The sequence below is a fragment of the Mycolicibacterium chubuense genome (genome assembly GCF_001044255.1).
Classification (GTDB): domain Bacteria; phylum Actinomycetota; class Actinomycetes; order Mycobacteriales; family Mycobacteriaceae; genus Mycobacterium; species Mycobacterium chubuense.
Window position 1 is genome coordinate 230,524 of record NZ_JYNX01000035.1, and the last position, 16,010, is coordinate 246,533.

Consider the following 16,010-nt stretch of genomic DNA (forward strand, 5'->3'; position numbering starts at 1 on the left):
ACCGTCAGATCCTCGGCCACTGGGACAACGCCTCAGGGGCCTCCGGCGGTTCCCCCACGTTCTCTACCAGGCGCGACAGCCGTCGTCGACCGCTGATCCGCAGCGCCGGCCGCGCCCCCCGCGTCCCGATGAGCGTCGGCGCGATTCCCACCCGCATCATCGCCGACGCGAGCGCGGTATGGGTGTCCGGCGCGTGCGGGTCCAACCCGAGCAGGTAGCGGTCGTCGGCTTCCGGACTGCCCGCTGCCAGCGTCCAGGAGCGCAACTCCCGCGGTCCGGGCAGCCACTGCGCGGGCACGGTCTTGACCGCGCCGCGCGTCCACTCCAGGGCGATCGCGACCAGGCGGACGTCGAGCGCCGTCCGCACCAGCGGGGTGTTCTCGTCGGTGCGCGAGATCTCGGGGTCCAGGCCGGCCTCGGCGATCATCTCCGCCAGCGCCTCGGCTCGCCACAGCTGATCGACCACCACCGACAGGCGGGCGGCCTGACCCTGGGGTCCCCCGGCCAGAACGACCTGTCCCGGCGCAGCCAGAATCCCCGTCAGATCGGCGATCGCCGGCGGCACCGACTCAGCCGAGAAGAAGGACAGCTGGCTCACACTGACGACAGTAGGCCAGCCCGGGCGCGCCGACGTGAACCCCGCGTTGCCGCTGCGCGTCGCCTCACGGCGAAACGAAACACCCCCGCGTCGTCCTGGTGTGGATGGCGCGGGGGTGTTCGAAGAGGTCTTCGGTTACTCAGACGGCGCGAACGCCGGTGGCCTGCGGCCCCTTGGGGCTCTGGCCGACCTCGAACTCGACCTTCTGGTTCTCTTCCAGGGTGCGGAAGCCGGAACCCTGGATCTCCGTGTAGTGGACAAAAACGTCAGCGGAGCCGTCCTCGGGGGCGATGAAGCCGAAGCCCTTCTCCGCGTTGAACCACTTCACAGTTCCCTGTGGCATCTTTCGTAATTTCCTTCTCTTCTTACCGGGAGCGGTCCACCGACATCCGGCAGACCGGGCCCGTTCCGACCGCCATACCTTCGTGGAGTGCTCGGAACTCGACCCGACCTACAACCCTCGCAGGAACCGCGATCGCAACGTCGTTCCTGCGAGTGCGTATACACGAACACAGAAGCTGCGACCGCGGTAAGTCAACCACGTCTCGCGCTGCTGCGACAGTCCGACAAGCGCTTCAGAATCAACATGTAGGCGACAATTCAGGTACGACGCGATGTAGGGGATGTGTGGAAGGGTCCGAGGTGGCTGATCCGGGGCCAGGTTTCGGCCGCGAGCTGCTGGCCTGCGCGGTCGAGGGCACCCCGGCCGACGAGCACCCGCTGCGCCACGTCGCCGACCTCCCGCCGCGCCGTGCGCGCAGCCTCGCCTGGCCGGCGTGGACGCCCCCAGATGTGGTGCGGGCCTTCCACGATCGCGGAATCGAGGCCCCGTGGTCGCACCAGCTCGCCGCGGCCGAACTCGCCCGCGACGGTCGCCACGTCGTGCTCAGCACCGGCACCGCGTCGGGCAAGTCGCTGGCCTACCAGCTCCCGATATTGACGGCGCTGTCGGAGAATCCGCGGTCCCGGGCGCTGTACCTGTCCCCGACCAAGGCGCTCGGGCACGATCAGTTGCGCGCGGTGGCCTCGCTGACCGCGGCCGCCCGGCTCGACGACGTCGCACCGACGCCGTATGACGGCGACACCTCGGCCGACGTGCGCCGGTTCGCGCGCGAACGGTCGCGGTGGATCTTCTCGAACCCGGACATGATCCATCTGTCGATGCTGCGCAACCACGCCCGCTGGGCGATCTTCCTGCGTCATGTCCGATACGTCGTCGTCGACGAATGCCATTATTACCGAGGCATTTTCGGATCCAACGTGGCGATGGTGCTGCGCCGCCTGCTGCGGCTGTGCGCCCGCTACTCCCCCGGCGGGGAGATGCCGACCGTCATCTTCGCCAGCGCCACCACGGCCGAGCCGGCGCGTACGGCGTCGGAGCTGATCGGGCAGACCGTCGCCGAGGTCACCGAAGACGGCTCACCGCAGGGGGCGCGCACCGTGGCGCTGTGGGAGCCTGCGCTGATCGAAGACCTCGTCGGCGAGAACGGGGCGCCGGTGCGCCGGTCGGCCGGCGCGGAGGCCTCCCGGGTGATGGCCGACCTGATCACCGAGGGGGCGCGCACGTTGACGTTCGTCCGCTCACGGCGCGGCGCGGAGCTCGCCGCCCTGGGCGCCCGGGCGCGGTTGGCCGACACGGCACCGGAGTTGGCCGAACAGGTGGCGTCCTACCGGGCGGGGTATCTCGCCGAGGACCGGCGCTCACTGGAACGGGCCCTGGCCGACGGTCGCCTGCGCGGGATGGCGACCACGAACGCTCTCGAGCTCGGCGTCGACATCGCGGGCCTGGATGCCGTTGTGCTGGCCGGGTTTCCGGGTACCGTCGCATCGTTCTGGCAGCAGGCGGGCCGCGCCGGGCGGCGCGGGCAGGGCGCCCTGGTGGTGCTGATCGCCCGCGACGACCCGCTCGACACCTATCTCGTGCACCATCCGTCGGCTCTGCTGAACAAGCCGATCGAGCGGGTGGTCATCGATCCGGGCAACCCCTACGTGCTCGGCCCTCAACTTCTCTGCGCGGCAACCGAATTGCCGCTGACCGACGCCGAGGTACGGATGTGGGACGCCGAGGCGGTGGCGGGGACGCTCGTCGACGACGGACTGCTGCGCCGGCGTCCCAGTGGCTATTACCCCGCCCCCGGCGTGGACCCGCACCCCGCGGTGGACATCCGCGGGGCGAGCGGTGGGCAGATCGCGATCCTGGAGGCCGACACCGGCCGGATGCTCGGCAGCGCGGGTGCGGGGCAGGCGCCCGCCTCGGTGCATCCCGGCGCGGTCTACCTGCATCAGGGCGAGACCTACATGGTGGATTCGCTGGATTTCGAGGACGGCATCGCGTTCGTGCATGCGGAGGACCCCGGCTACACCACGTTCGCGCGGGAACTGACCGACATCACCGCCACCGGCCCCGGCGAACGCTCCGCGCACGGGCCGGTCACCGTCGGCCTGGTGCCGGTGTGCGTGACCAACACCGTGACCGGGTATCTGCGCCGTCGCCTCGACGGGGAGATCATAGACTTCTGCGAACTCGACATGCCCACCCGCACGCTCGACACCATGGCGGTGATGTGCACGATCACACCGGAAGCGTTGGCGGACAGGGGAATCGACCCGCTGCGGATACCCGGATCTCTGCACGCGGCCGAACACGCGGCCATCGGGCTGCTGCCGCTGATCGCCAGTTGCGACCGCGGGGACATCGGTGGGGTGTCCACCGCGGTCGGGCCCGTCGACGGGCTGCCGACGATCTTCGTCTACGACGGGCATCCGGGCGGTGCCGGCTTCGCTGCGCGCGGTTACGGTGCGATCGTGCGCTGGTGGGACGCCACCGCCTCGGCGATCGAGGCGTGCGAATGCCCGGCGGGATGCCCGTCGTGCGTGCAGTCACCCAAGTGCGGAAACGGCAACGATCCGCTGGACAAGGACGGCGCCGTCCGGGTGTTGCGCCTGGTTCTCGACGCGTTGACGAGGGGGTGACCCGTGCTGGCGACCGACCCCTCGACAGTCGCCGTGGTTGCCGACAACGGTATCCGTAATTGCCTCGATGGATCGCAACCTACTCCTTCACAGGCGGGCGGGGCAAGACCGGGGGGCTGCGCTGTCGTGTTTGCCGCGGCCCGTCATCGGTAGGATCGATGCATGAGCCACGACTGGATGCTCGTGGAGACACTGGGCAGTGAGCCCACCGTGGTGGCGCAGGGTGCGCGGACCGTGAACCTCATCCCCATCTCCTCGTTGCTGCGCCGCAACCCCCATCTGATGGCGATCCAGACCGCGATCAGCGAGACGGTGCGCGGCGGATCCGGCTTGAGCAGCATCACCCCGAAGAACGACTGCGTGATCCGCACCGAGGTCGTCGCGATGTCCGACGGCCGCATCCACGGCGTGCAGATGTGGATCGGCGCGGCCGACGAGGAACCGCCCCCGCGCCCGACCGTGGGCCCCCTCGTGTGGGACCTGACCGCGGGAACGGCGACCGACACCACCGAATCACTGGAGATCGGCGGCTGGGATCCAGCCAAGGAGCCCACCCATGACCGCGCTTTCGCCGACGATCTGCCGCGCCGCGACCTCAAGCCCCACGAGGCCGAGGTCATTGGCATGCTGATCAAACCCGAAGCGGGCGTGACGATCTGCACCACCTGGGATGTCACCGACTACCGCGGCGAGCAGATCACCATCGGGTTCGTCGCACGCTCGCTGACCGAGACCGACGACGACGACGGCCGCGAGCGTGTCGTGTGCCGTGCGATGAACTGGCGCAGCGTGCGGGAGGGCCGCACGGTGCAGGACGATCTGCTGGCGCAGCGCATCCTCGCGGGCCTGGCCCGGCCGGGCGTGCACCGGGCGCTGGTCGATCCGCAGCACTGGATGCTGGTGAAGTGGCTCGACGACCCGGCGCCGTTCTTCGACTGGCGTGCCGGGATGTCCGGCGCCGAGGGGATCCACCCGGACGACATGGCCACGGCGATGGAGATGGCCGCCGGTTTCGGCAGCGGCGCCGTGTCCGGAGTGCTGCGCGTGGTCGCCCGTGACGGCGGATGGACGCCGGTGCATGTGACCGTGCACCGGGTCGAGTTGCGCGAAGGTGTGCATGCCGGGCTGGCCGAACTGCGCCTCCCGACGCCCACCGAGATCGAGGACGCGCGACTCGACGAACGGCAACCGACCGCCGTGGACGAAAAGCGCACGCGCACAAAGAGAAACAGCAAGCGCTGAGCCGAGCTCAGTCCTTCTTCTTCCCGCCGCCGTTGCCCTTGCCGTTCCCATGGCCGTTGCCGGGTCCCGGCGCGGGCTGCGGAGGTGCAGGCGCGGGCTCCTGCACGACGGGAACCGGCGCCGGGGGCGGAGGCGGAGCGACGCTGGTGCTGGGCGGCGGCACGCTCGTGCTGGTGCTGACCGACGCCGGCGACGGCGAGGAGGCGAACGGATCCAGCGCCAGGGCCAAAGCCGACACGACGAATGCGGCCAGGATGGCCGCCGCGGCGAGCAGGTAGCGGCGCGGGTGCCTGCGGCGGGGCGAGCGGAGTTGCGGCGGCGGCGGGTAGCCGGCGGTCGGCGGCAGCGGTGCGGCCATCACCCGGGTCGCCGGGCGCGGACCGGTGATGACGGGCGCCGGGGCAGCCCCGCCCCTCAGCGCGGCGGGATCGCCGGCGAGTGCGGCCCGCATCTGATCACAGCTCGCGAAGCGCTGAGCCGGGTCGCGGGCCATCCCGCGTTCGATGACAGCGGCCAGCACCGGATCGACGTCGGCGCGCACGGCGCTCAGAGGCGGCGGCGGGGTGTCGATGATGGCGCGGGCGAGGGCGACGGGGTGGTCGTGCGGAAAGGCGCGGTGACCGAGCAGCGCCTCATAGCCGATGACGGCCACGGCATAGAGGTCGTCGGCCACCGAGGCCGGGGCGCCCATCACCCGTTCCGGGCTCATGTAGCACATGGTGCCGATGATCTGACCGGTCTTGGTTTCGGCGGCGCCGCCCGTCTTCGCGATACCGAAGTCGGCGACCTTCATCCGGTCTCCACTGGCCGAGAGCAGGATGTTGCCCGGTTTGATGTCGCGATGCAGCACCCCGGCGGCGTGCGCGGCGCCCAGGCCGGCGAGAACGTCATCGAGGATTGAACGCACCTGATGCGGGGTCATCGGACCGGTGCCCATGACGTCGTGCAGGGTGCGGCCGGGTAGCCGCTCCATCACGATGAACGGCGATCCCTCGTGCTCGCCGAAATCGTGCACGGCGACGACGTTGGGATGCTGCAGGGCGGCCGCGGCGCGCGCTTCCACCTCGAACCGTCGACGGAGGTCGGGGTCGCTGTTGAACGCCGGATGCAGCACCTTGATGGCCACGGGTCGGCACAGCCGAGTGTCCCACCCGTCGCGGACCTCGGCCATGCCGCCGCGACCGAGGAGGCCGCGCATCTCGTAGCGGCCAGCGAGGAGTTCGCCGCCGGTCATGAGGTGTGCGTAACCCGCCTTACGACGCCGTAAACACGCGGCCGGCCGGCGCTCACCCCGGCGCCACCGNAGCGGCCAGCGAGGAGTTCGCCGCCGGTCATGAGGTGTGCGTAACCCGCCTTACGACGCCGTAAACACGCGGCCGGCCGGCGCTCACCCCGGCGCCACCGGCCCGGCGCGCGCCGACGCCGTCGCCGCGCCGGTCCACCTCGCCCCGAAACCGGGTGCGGCCTCGGCGACCACGATCACGTCCACCCCGTCGACATCGCACCGTGCCACCGTAGCGGCCATCGACCGGGCGATCGCCTCCGCAGCCGAACAGGCTGCGCTGGGACCTGCGGGCAGCTGGGCGGCCGCGGCCAGTGCCGCCAGATCGGCGGCCGCCGACGCCCGGTGCCGGGCCACCACCACCGACCCGACCAGCGCGCCGCCCGTGGTCACGGCACCGAGCGCGAGGAGCATCATCGCGGCGACGACGGTCGCTGCGCCGTGGTCGTCAGCCGCCCGGTTCGACGGCGGACACGCCGCGGGCCGCGATCTCGATGCCGGGCAGCAACGCCGACCTCGCGCTGACCGTCGCGACGACGTAACCGCCGTCCCGGCGCAGGTGCACCCCCGCCCCCGCCGGCGCGACCCGTCGTGCGGCCTCGGCGGCGACGGCGTCGTCACCACGCGCCGCCAACCGGGCCGCCTCTCGGGCCGCGTCGACGCACCGCACCTGCATGGTGACCGCGGTGAGACCCGCCAGGCAGAGCACCAGCGTCGCCACCAACGACACGATCGCGATCGCCGCCTCGACGGTGGCGAAGCCGGCCGCGCCATCTAGATGTTGGTGGTGAGCGCCCGGCTGATGATGTTCGTCAGCGCGCCGACGATCGAGTCGCCGGTGACGACGGTGTAGAGAATGGCGCCGAACGCCGCGGCGGCGATCGTCCCGATGGCGTATTCGACGGTGGACATGCCATCGTCGGCGACCGCGAGCACGAGCAGGCGGGACCGCAACTCCGCCATCCGTTGTCTGACCATGTGTTTCCTCCTCGATGGTTGTCACAACACCCCTGACCGCAGGACGTCTGCGGCCAGTCCGGCCACGACGGGCACGATGCCCAGGCACAGAAAGGCCGGCAGGTAGCAGAGGCCCAGCGGGCCGGCGATGAGCACGGATGCGCGCTCGGCCCTGGCTCCCGCGGCATCGGCGGCATCGGCGCGCAGCGCCACGGCGAGGTCTTCGACACCCTGAGCGAGCGCCGCCCCCGACGCCGCCGACCGCCGCGCCATCCGCAGAAAAGCTCGCACATGCGGATCGCTGTCGTCCGGCCGATCGCCCCAGGCCTGACCGGCGTCGGCGCCGAGCGCCAGCAGGTCGGCGGCCCGTTGCAACACCGCCGCGAGCGGTGCGGGTGCCGACGCGGCGACGCCGGCGGCCGCGGTCGACACCGCCATGCCGGCGCGCAGACACGCGGCGAGCAGGTCGAGCGTGGCGGCCACCGCGAGCGGATCGTCGGACGTGACCGGTGCACCGGCGTCGGCGGGCGCACGCCGGCCGGGAACGATCCTCGCCCCGGCGGCCCGCGGCAGGGCGAGCACCGCGGCAGCGAGCAGCACCGCAGCCCATATCACGTCAGCACCCGCGCGGTGATGCGGTCCGACCACAGCAGGCCGGCCCCGACGAGCAGCGTCCCCAGGCACAGCAGCCAGCCGCCGGCACCACCGGAGAACATAAACCTCAGCGGGTCGGCGCCGATCGCACACCCCAGCAGCACGCCCAGCAGGGGCAGCCCGGCCAGCACACTCCCGGTGGCCCGCGCACCGGCCATCCCGGCGTCGACGCGCGACCGGAACCGTTCGCGCTCGCCGAGGTCGCGCTGCGCGGCCTGCATCAACGTCGCGATCGCCAGCCCATGCGTCTGCGCGAGCTGCCAGCACACCGCCAGCCGCTCCCAATGGCCCGGCGCACCGGAGTGGCGAGCCTCCGCACGCAATCCGGCCGCCACGTCGGCGCCGAGCATCGCACGCGCCGCGACCGCGCCGAACGATCTGGCGACGCGGCCGTCGGATTCGCGGGCGGCGACCCCGATGGCAGCGACCGGGTGGGCCCCGACGCGCAATTCGGCGACGAGCACGTCGAGCGCACCCTGCAGGGCCGTGGCCTCCTCGACGGCCTCGCGGCGGCGCCGGCGTCCGCGCCGCCGCAGCACCAGCACGCCCAGCATCACCGCGGCGGACACGACCGCGCTCAGCGGCAGCAGCGGCGTCAGGGCCAGACCAGCGAGCAGTCCCCCGGTCGCGGCGGGCGGCCGGCGCCGCCGGGCTCTGAGGACCGGGACCCGCCGGCGCGAGGTGGACGGCACCACGAGCACCGCCAGCGCCAGGATCACCGCCGCCGTCACGATCGGCTCCGGGTGTCGATGAGCCGGCGCAGGTCGTCGGCCCAGCGGTCGAAGCCGTCGTCGATGTGCCAGCAGCGCAGCACTCGCACACGGCCGTCGTCGCCGCGCCGGAGCATGCCGATCTCACTGAGCCGGCGCCTGCCGGAGCGGTCCCGCGACACGTGCAGGACGACCTGGATCGCGGCGCCGAGCTGGCTGTGCAGCGCGGCGCGGCCCAGACCGCCGAGCGCGGCCAGTGCCTCGAACCGTGCCGGCACCTCGGCGGGATTGTTGGCGTGCACGGTGCCGGCGCCGCCGTCGTGGCCGGTGTTCAGCGCGGTCAGCAGGTCGACGACCTCGGCGCCGCGCACCTCGCCGACGACGATCCGGTCGGGCCGCATGCGCAGCGCCTGCCGGACCAGGTCGCGGACGGTGACCTCGCCGACTCCTTCGACGTTCGCGCAGCGCGCGACCAGCTTCACCACGTGGGGGTGGCGGGGCGCCAATTCGGCGGCATCCTCGACACACACGATCCGCTCGTCGGCGGGCACGGCCCCGAGCAGCCCGGCGAGCAAGGTGGTCTTCCCCGCGCCGGTCCCGCCCGAGACGAGGAACGCCAGCCGGGCCTCGATCACGCCACGCAACAGCGCGGCCGCCTCAGCGGTGATCGCTGCGGACTCGATGAGTGCGTCGAGATCCTGGGTCGCCGGCCGCAGGATCCGCAGCGACAGGCAGGTACCCGCCGCGGCGATCGGCGGCAGCACCGCGTGCAGCCGAACACTCAGTGCCGCTCCCACTCCCGCCGGACCGAGACCGCTCAGATGCCCGTCGACCCAGGGCTGCGCATCGTCGAGACGACGCCCTGCGGCGAGCGCCAACCGCTGGGCGAGGCGCCGGACCGCCGCCTCGTCAGCGAACGAGATCGGGGTGCGTCGCAAACCGGATCCGTCGTCGACCCAGATCGCGTCGGGGGCGGTGACGAGCACGTCGGTGGTGCCCGGCGCGCACAGCAGCGGTTCGAGGATGCCGGCGCCGACGAGTTCGGTCTGCAGCTCACGCATGCTGGTCAGCACTTCGGTGTCGCCGAGCACCCCGCCGGACTCCGCGCGGATGGCCGCTGCGACCACGCTCGGCCGCAGTGCCGCACCTTCGGCGGCCAGCCGCTCGCGCACCCGGTCCAGCAGCGGGGCGTTCACGCGGCGGCCTCCGCCTCGGCGCCCGACGGCTTGGTCTGCAGCAGCGCGAGCACCGTGCGCGCCGCCACCGCGAGCGGCGACCGGCGCGGCACCCGCAACCCTCCGCGCTCGAGCTGCTGTTCGATGCCCGGCTGGGGTCGCATGGACGCGAGCAGCGGCAACCCGACGATGCGGGCGACGTCGACCGGGCGCAGCCCGCCGGGAGCCGGCCCCCGCACGAGCACGCCGGTGTTGGGGTTGGCGCTCGCGACCCACCGGCCGGTGGCCGCGGCCGCGGCGCACGACCGGACGTCGGCCGGTGTGACCAACACCACCAGATCCGCCGCGGCCAAGGCCGTGTCGGTGGCGGCCGCGGGCCGACGGGCGACATCGCAGACCACGGTGACCCCGCCCCGGCTGCCGGCATCGAGCACCGCGCCGAGCGGCAGCGGATCGATGTCGTCGCACGGCCGCTCCCCCGACAGCACGCGGCTACCGGACAGCACGCTGACGCCGTGCCGTCGCGGCAGCGCGTCGCGCAACGCCGGATAGGTCAGCCGTCCCCCTGCGACGGCGAGATCCGGCCAGCGCAAACCCTGGTCGGTCTCGCTGCCGAGCACCAGATCCAGTCCGCCGCCCCACGGATCGCCGTCGACGAGCAGCGAGTCGGCGGCCGTCCGCGCGAGCGCCACCGCGAACACCGAGGCACCGCCACCACCCCGGCCGGACATCACCGCCACCACCGCGCCGCGCGCACCGCCGTCGTGTGCGGCTTCGGCAGCCTCCGCGAGCACCGCCATCAGCTCCGCCTCCTGAGCGGGGACGGTCAGCACCCGCGCAGCGCCGACGGCGACGGCGGCTTCCCACGCCGCCGATTCGGGCGCAGAACCGCTGACCAGCAGCACGCGGGCGCGGCGCGGCAGCCCCTGCCCCGCGCACCGGCGGGCTGCGGCCGCGTCGAGCAGCACCGCCGCGGCACCGGTCCACGCGCGCCGGTTCGACGGGTCGGTGGCGCGCACCACCTGCAGTCCCGCGGCGGCCACGACGCGGTCGACCGTCACGTTCAGCGTGGCGTCCTCGACGAGGATCAGGATGGCGGCGGGGGTCGACATGCTTCTCAGCGTGGGCGGCGAGCGCCGGGTGGAGAAGGGCCGTCGAGGGATCTGTGGAGCGATGCGGACTTATCCACAATCTGCCCGGTCGACTTCGCCGAAAACGGCGTTCCGCAACCATCTACAGAGCAGCGGACCTATCCGCTTTGCGAATGACCCCAGAAAAGGGACGACCCCCGCCAGGGGGGGAGGAGGCGGAGGTCGTCGTGTATCAGCCCCGGGGGGTCGGGCTGATGCACACCCGGCATAAGCCGAGTGATGCCCACTATACACACGCCGGAGCGGGCTGGCGCAAGACCGCAACGCAGAGAAGTCGGTCGAATCCAGAAAAGATTGCAGTTCTAGCCACCTGTCGTGAACTGCCAATTTGTACGATCTGTCGCGATTTGTCACTCGGGCGCGCTCTATGCTGGCGCTGTGACCTCATCCGACCCGGTGACGAGCCCCCGAGCTGCTGACGGTCCGTCCCCTTCCGAGCGCCCGGTCCGCACGGCAGCGTTCTTCGATCTCGACAAAACCGTCATCGCAAAATCCAGCACTTTCGCTTTCAGCAAACCCTTCTTCAGCCAAGGGCTAATGAATCGACGGACTGTTCTGAAGTCTGCGTACGCGCAATTCCTGTTTCTGATGTCCGGGGCCGACCACGACCAGATGGACCGGATGAGGTCCTACATCACGACGATGGTCGCCGGCTGGGACGTCGAGCAGGTCAAGTCGGTGGTCGGCGAGACGCTGCACGACATCGTCGACCCGCTGGTGTTTGCCGAAGCAGCCGAGCTGATCTCCGATCACAAGCTCTGCGGCCGTGACGTCGTGATCGTGTCGGCCTCCGGGGAGGAGATCGTCGGACCGATCGCCCGCGCGCTGGGCGCCACCCATGCGATGGCCACCCGGATGGTCGTCGAAGACGGCAAGTACACCGGCGACATCGCGTTTTATTGCTACGGCGACGCGAAGGCCGAGGCCATCCGCGCCCTGGCCGCCCGCGAGGACTACGCGCTGGAACATTGCTACGCCTACTCCGACTCGATCACCGACGTGCCGATGCTCGAGACCGTCGGCCATCCGACCGTGGTCAATCCCGACCGGACGCTCCGCAAGGAAGCCGCCGCTCGCGGATGGCAGATGCGGTCGTTCTCCAAGCCTGTGTCGCTGCGTGACCGTCTTCCCGCCGCGCCGTCCGGAGCCGCCGTCGCGACCAGTTTCGCCGTCGGGGTCAGCGCCCTGGCCGCCGGCGCACTGACGTACACGCTGCTGCGCCGGTTCGCGTTCTGAGCGCAGGCGGCGCCGTTGCTGACGGGGCGCGGGTCACAATCCGGAATTGACCCTTGATGTGACCGTGGTCACGGAGTACAAAGGAAGCACGGAAGCCGGGTGAGGCCAAGGCCGAGCCGGAAGAGAAGGCTCGATCTCCCGATCTCGGCTCCCCAGCACGGGTCCCGGAACCCACGCGGCGCACATGCCGCGGAACGGCAAAAGTGTTGCGGGCCTGCGTAAGTGCGAAGATCGGATGACATCGACGGCCCTTTGGGTGGGGTCGCAGTCGAAGCGGATCGCACAGGCGCCGAGGCCACCCACGCAACCCCATACGCACGCATGGTAACCGGAGGCTCGTGCTCGCGGGCGGCGCGCCGAAGTACTTTTCGAATTACTTCGGACGCCGCCCGTTTTCTTTTGCTGCAGGTGGTCTTCGACCCGTCCGTCAGGAGGTCTGCGCCACCGCGATCGCGAGCGCTTCGCGGGCCCCGGCGTGCAGTGCCTCACTGCTGAGCACCAGCCACGCCGCCAGCCCGTCCGGTGTGCCCGACGCGAATCCCCGTGCCGCTGCGGTGTAGTCGCCCGAGCGTCGCATCCAGTGCATCTCCGGGACGCCGAGCCCGTGCGGGTCCAGCCCGCTGGCGATGGTGATCAGCCGTGACACCCCGCGCGCCACGACGCCGTCCGCGCTGCCGAACGGGGCGAGCGTGAGAAGTTCGCCGTGCGCCACCGCGGCCAGCACCGTCGCGGGCACTCGGGTGCCGCCGGTCACGAGGTCGGCCAACAGTTCCAGCCGCCGCCCGATGTCGGCGTCGCCGCGGGGCCGACCCAGCGCATCGTCGGCGACCAGGTCCGCGGCGGCCAGGGAGTGCAGCCGGGCGATGGCCTGCAGCGGTGCGCGCCGCCACACACCGATCAGCGCGCCCTCACCGCCCTCCAACGCCTCGGCCACCCGCAGCGCGCCGGCGAGCACGGGATCGTTCTCGGCGCCCTCCGAACCGAGGGAGCCTTCGGGCGCGAACTGCAGCGGTCCGCCGTCGAGCACCGAGGACGCGCGCGCCGCCCGCAGGGCCGCCTCGGCGGCCGTCGCCGGCCAGCCGCGCAGGTTGGTGCGGTGCCGGTGGGCCCGCCCGAGCGCCTCGCGAGCCTCCTCACCGGCCTCGGCGACACCGGGCAGAGCGGTCAAAGGGGCGAGCGGATCGGTCACGCCCGCACACGGTAGTAGATGTACCGGGTACCGATGGGCGCGCCGGCCGTGACGTTCGGCGCGCGTCAACTGCCGTCCGCAGCGGCGCCTGTGAGTTGCCAACGTCGATGCAACGTTGGGTGACTACCCTCACAGACATGACCGAGACGCACGTTGACGTTCAGGCTTCCTACCCGCCGCCGCCCGAGTTCAGCGCCCAGGCCAACGCCACCGAGGCGCTCTACGACGAGGCCGCCGAGGACCGGCTGGGCTTCTGGGCCACGCAGGCCGAACGCCTGGCCTGGGACACCCCGTTCACCGAGGTGCTGGACTGGTCGGAGGCCCCGTTCGCGAAGTGGTTCGTCGGCGGCAAGCTCAATGTCGCCTATAACTGCGTGGACCGCCACGTCGAGGCCGGCAACGGAGACCGCGTGGCCATCCACTGGGAGGGCGAGCCGGTCGGCGACGCGCGCGACATCACCTATGCCCAGCTCAAGGACGAGGTGTGCCAGGCCGCGAACACGCTGACCGAACTCGGGCTGACCAAGGGCGACCGGGTGGCCATCTACATGCCGATGGTGCCTGAAGCGATCATCGCGATGCTCGCCTGCGCCCGGCTCGGCGCCATGCACTCGGTGGTGTTCGCCGGGTTCTCCGCGTCAGCCCTCAAGGCCCGCATCGAAGACGCCGAGGCCAAGCTGGTGATCACCACCGACGGCCAGTTCCGCCGCGGCAAGGCAGCCCCACTGAAGGCCGGCGTCGACGAGGCGATCGAGGCCCTCGGCGACAGCAGCCCCGTCGAGCACGTGCTGGTGGTGCAGCGCACCGGCATCGAGGTGCCGTGGACCGAGGGCCGCGACACGTGGTGGCACGAGACCGTGCCGAACGCGTCGACCGAGCACACCCCCGAGGCCTTCGACTCGGAGCATCCACTGTTCCTGCTCTACACCTCCGGCACCACGGGCAAGCCCAAGGGCATCATGCACACCTCGGGCGGCTACCTGACGCAGGCGTCCTACACCCATCACTATGTGTTCGACATCAAGCCCGAGTCCGACGTCTACTGGTGCACCGCCGACATCGGCTGGGTGACCGGCCACACCTACATCGTCTACGGGCCGCTCTCCAATGGCGTCACCCAGGTCGTGTACGAGGGCACCCCCGCCTCCCCCGACGAGCACCGGCACTTCCAGGTCATCGAGAAGTACGGCGTCACCGTCTACTACACGGCGCCGACGGTGGTGCGCACCTTCATGAAGTGGGGCCGCGAGCTCGCCTTCGAACACGACCTGTCCAGCCTGCGGCTGCTCGGCTCGGTCGGTGAGCCGATCAACCCCGAGGCCTGGCGCTGGTATCGCCTGGTGTTCGGCGGCGACAAGACGCCGGTCGTGGACACCTGGTGGCAGACCGAGACCGGCGGGATCATGATCTCGCCGCTGCCGGGCGTGACGCACTGCAAGCCGGGGTCGGCGATGCGCGCGCTGCCGGGCATCTCGGCCAAGATCGTCGACGACGACGGCAACGAGCTGGCGCCCGGCACCGATCACGGCGAGCAGGCCAGCGGTTACCTGGTGCTCGACCAGCCGTGGCCGGCGATGCTGCGCGGCATCTGGGGCGATCCGGAACGGTTCAAGGAGACGTACTGGTCGCGGTTCGCCCAGCAGGGCTGGTACTTCGCCGGGGACGGCGCCCGCTACGGCAAGGACGGCGAGATCTGGGTGCTGGGCCGCATCGATGACGTCATGAACGTCTCCGGGCACCGGATCTCGACCGCGGAGGTGGAGTCCGCCCTGGTCGGGCATTCAGGGGTGGCCGAGGCCGCCGTCGTCGGAGCGACCGACGAGCACACCGGACAGGGCATCTGCGCGTTCGTCATCCTCAAGTCGCACGCCAAGGAGATGTCGCGCGAGCAGATGGTCGACGAGTTGCGCGCCGAGGTGTCCCGCGAGATCTCCCCGATCGCCAAGCCCCGCGAGATCCATGTGGTGCCCGAGCTGCCGAAGACGCGCAGCGGCAAGATCATGCGACGGCTGCTGCGCGACGTCGCCGAGGGCCGCGAGCTCGGGGACACCTCGACGCTGGTGGATCCGAGTGTGTTCGAGGCGATCCGCGCCAGCAAGTAGGAACGACTACGACACCGGGACGAAACCCGTCCCGGGCCTGTCCTTGGCCGCGATGTCGGCGAGCTGGGTGTTGATCGACATCGTCACCGCCGGGGTGTGCAGCGGGATGAACTTGACGACGCACGTCGGCAGATCCTCGGAGAACGCTCCGTGGATCATGCCGACGAGCTTGTTGTCGACGGTCACGGGCGCGCCGGAGTCCCCGGGCTGACCGCAGACCTGATTGACGATCGTGCCCGGCTGTTCGCCGGGACCCCACGTCACCCCGCACGAGTAGCCCGTGGTGCGGCCGAGTTTGCAGGCCACCTGACCGAACACCGGATCGGGCCCGATTCCGTCGATGCGGAAACCGTTGACCTCGCTGACCGGCCGGACCTTCTGCGGATCGAACTTGATCACCGCGTAGTCCAGGGTGTCGTTGCCGGCCACCATCGTCCCGACGAGGCCGGCGCCCTGGTCGGCTTCGGACGCCACGACGGCGCCCGGTCCGCCGCAGTGCGCCGAGGTGAAGCCGATCAGATTGCCGCGATTGTCGTTACCGATCGCGGTGAGCGTGCACAGTGTGTCGCCGTTGACCACCAGTCCCGAACCGCCGCCCAGCGGAACCGGCGCGGCGGCGTGGGCGACCCCGCCGCCGAGCAGCATCATCGCCGACAGCACGGCGGCGATCGCGCGAAAACTCATGCTGCGGACACCAGGCTGGTCGCTGGTCTTCAACCTGCTCACCCCAATCGACGTGGC

Annotated in this window: 15 protein-coding genes and 1 pseudogene; 4 read left to right on the forward strand and 12 right to left on the reverse strand. The window is 71.2% G+C overall.

The annotated features are described in order from the left end of the window. Window positions 1–4: 4 nt before the first annotated feature. Together MCHUDSM44219_RS13010 and MCHUDSM44219_RS13015 are read right to left on the reverse strand one after the other, a co-directional pair. The gene (locus tag MCHUDSM44219_RS13010) at window positions 5–598 is read right to left on the reverse strand and encodes a hypothetical protein (protein WP_048418635.1); all 594 of its coding nucleotides are present in this window, start codon (window positions 596–598) and stop codon (window positions 5–7) included. A gap of 139 nt (window positions 599–737) precedes the next feature. Continuing rightward, window positions 738–941 carry a cold-shock protein gene (locus MCHUDSM44219_RS13015; protein ID WP_006243848.1) on the reverse strand — a complete coding sequence of 68 codons (204 nt, stop codon included), beginning with the start codon at window positions 939–941 and terminating at the stop codon, window positions 738–740. Window positions 942–1,240: 299 nt separating this feature from the next. On the opposite strand from MCHUDSM44219_RS13015, the gene MCHUDSM44219_RS13020 reads away from it, so the two are divergent. Together MCHUDSM44219_RS13020 and MCHUDSM44219_RS13025 are read left to right on the forward strand one after the other, a co-directional pair. Beyond that, window positions 1,241–3,571 carry a DNA 3'-5' helicase SftH gene (locus MCHUDSM44219_RS13020; protein WP_048418715.1) on the forward strand — a complete coding sequence of 777 codons (2,331 nt, stop codon included), beginning with the start codon at window positions 1,241–1,243 and terminating at the stop codon, window positions 3,569–3,571. A gap of 162 nt (window positions 3,572–3,733) precedes the next feature. Next, entirely contained in the window at window positions 3,734–4,813 is a 1,080-nt protein-coding gene (locus MCHUDSM44219_RS13025; protein ID WP_048418636.1) for a PAS domain-containing protein, read from the forward strand. Between the two features lie 7 nt (window positions 4,814–4,820). Here the strand turns inward: MCHUDSM44219_RS13025 and MCHUDSM44219_RS13030 are convergent, their stop codons facing one another. The 8 genes and pseudogenes from MCHUDSM44219_RS13030 to ssd all read right to left on the reverse strand — a co-directional run bounded on the left by MCHUDSM44219_RS13030 (window position 4,821) and on the right by ssd (window position 10,703). Beyond that, a complete protein-coding gene (locus MCHUDSM44219_RS13030) occupies window positions 4,821–6,047 on the reverse strand; it encodes a serine/threonine-protein kinase (protein WP_048418637.1) in 1,227 nt (408 codons plus the stop codon). A gap of 153 nt (window positions 6,048–6,200) precedes the next feature. Beyond that, window positions 6,201–6,530, reverse strand: a pseudogene (locus tag MCHUDSM44219_RS30985) (Rv3654c family TadE-like protein); the annotation flags it as partial. Between the two features lie 13 nt (window positions 6,531–6,543). After that, complete coding sequence (locus tag MCHUDSM44219_RS30990; RefSeq protein ID WP_272818926.1) at window positions 6,544–6,834, reverse strand: TadE family type IV pilus minor pilin; 291 nt, start codon at window positions 6,832–6,834, stop codon at window positions 6,544–6,546. A gap of 35 nt (window positions 6,835–6,869) precedes the next feature. Then, the gene (locus MCHUDSM44219_RS13045) at window positions 6,870–7,058 is read right to left on the reverse strand and encodes a DUF4244 domain-containing protein (protein WP_162232094.1); all 189 of its coding nucleotides are present in this window, start codon (window positions 7,056–7,058) and stop codon (window positions 6,870–6,872) included. Window positions 7,059–7,094: 36 nt separating this feature from the next. Continuing rightward, window positions 7,095–7,667 (reverse strand): type II secretion system F family protein, encoded by a 573-nt coding sequence (locus tag MCHUDSM44219_RS13050; protein ID WP_048418717.1) that lies wholly within the window; start codon window positions 7,665–7,667, stop codon window positions 7,095–7,097. Beyond that, window positions 7,664–8,440 (reverse strand): type II secretion system F family protein, encoded by a 777-nt coding sequence (locus tag MCHUDSM44219_RS13055; RefSeq protein WP_048418640.1) that lies wholly within the window; start codon window positions 8,438–8,440, stop codon window positions 7,664–7,666. The genes MCHUDSM44219_RS13050 and MCHUDSM44219_RS13055 overlap by 4 nt, the downstream gene beginning before the upstream one ends. After that, complete coding sequence (locus tag MCHUDSM44219_RS13060) at window positions 8,434–9,612, reverse strand: TadA family conjugal transfer-associated ATPase (protein ID WP_048418641.1); 1,179 nt, start codon at window positions 9,610–9,612, stop codon at window positions 8,434–8,436. Before MCHUDSM44219_RS13060 ends, MCHUDSM44219_RS13055 begins: the two co-directional genes overlap by 7 nt. Continuing rightward, window positions 9,609–10,703 carry a septum site-determining protein Ssd gene (gene ssd, locus MCHUDSM44219_RS13065; RefSeq protein WP_048418642.1) on the reverse strand — a complete coding sequence of 365 codons (1,095 nt, stop codon included), beginning with the start codon at window positions 10,701–10,703 and terminating at the stop codon, window positions 9,609–9,611. Before ssd ends, MCHUDSM44219_RS13060 begins: the two co-directional genes overlap by 4 nt. Window positions 10,704–11,120: 417 nt before the next feature. On the opposite strand from ssd, the gene MCHUDSM44219_RS13070 reads away from it, so the two are divergent. Next, the gene (locus tag MCHUDSM44219_RS13070) at window positions 11,121–11,978 is read left to right on the forward strand and encodes an HAD-IB family hydrolase (RefSeq protein WP_048418643.1); all 858 of its coding nucleotides are present in this window, start codon (window positions 11,121–11,123) and stop codon (window positions 11,976–11,978) included. A gap of 427 nt (window positions 11,979–12,405) precedes the next feature. On the opposite strand, the gene MCHUDSM44219_RS13075 is transcribed toward MCHUDSM44219_RS13070, so the two are convergent. After that, complete coding sequence (locus tag MCHUDSM44219_RS13075; RefSeq protein ID WP_048418644.1) at window positions 12,406–13,167, reverse strand: hypothetical protein; 762 nt, start codon at window positions 13,165–13,167, stop codon at window positions 12,406–12,408. A 137-nt stretch (window positions 13,168–13,304) separates the two neighbouring features. On the opposite strand from MCHUDSM44219_RS13075, the gene acs reads away from it, so the two are divergent. Further along, complete coding sequence (gene acs / locus MCHUDSM44219_RS13080; RefSeq protein WP_048418645.1) at window positions 13,305–15,269, forward strand: acetate--CoA ligase; 1,965 nt, start codon at window positions 13,305–13,307, stop codon at window positions 15,267–15,269. Window positions 15,270–15,275: 6 nt separating this feature from the next. On the opposite strand, the gene MCHUDSM44219_RS13085 is transcribed toward acs, so the two are convergent. Further along, on the reverse strand, window positions 15,276–15,953 hold the full coding sequence (locus tag MCHUDSM44219_RS13085; RefSeq protein WP_048418646.1) for a S1 family peptidase: 678 nt from the start codon (window positions 15,951–15,953) through the stop codon (window positions 15,276–15,278). Between the last annotated feature and the right edge of the window lie 57 nt (window positions 15,954–16,010).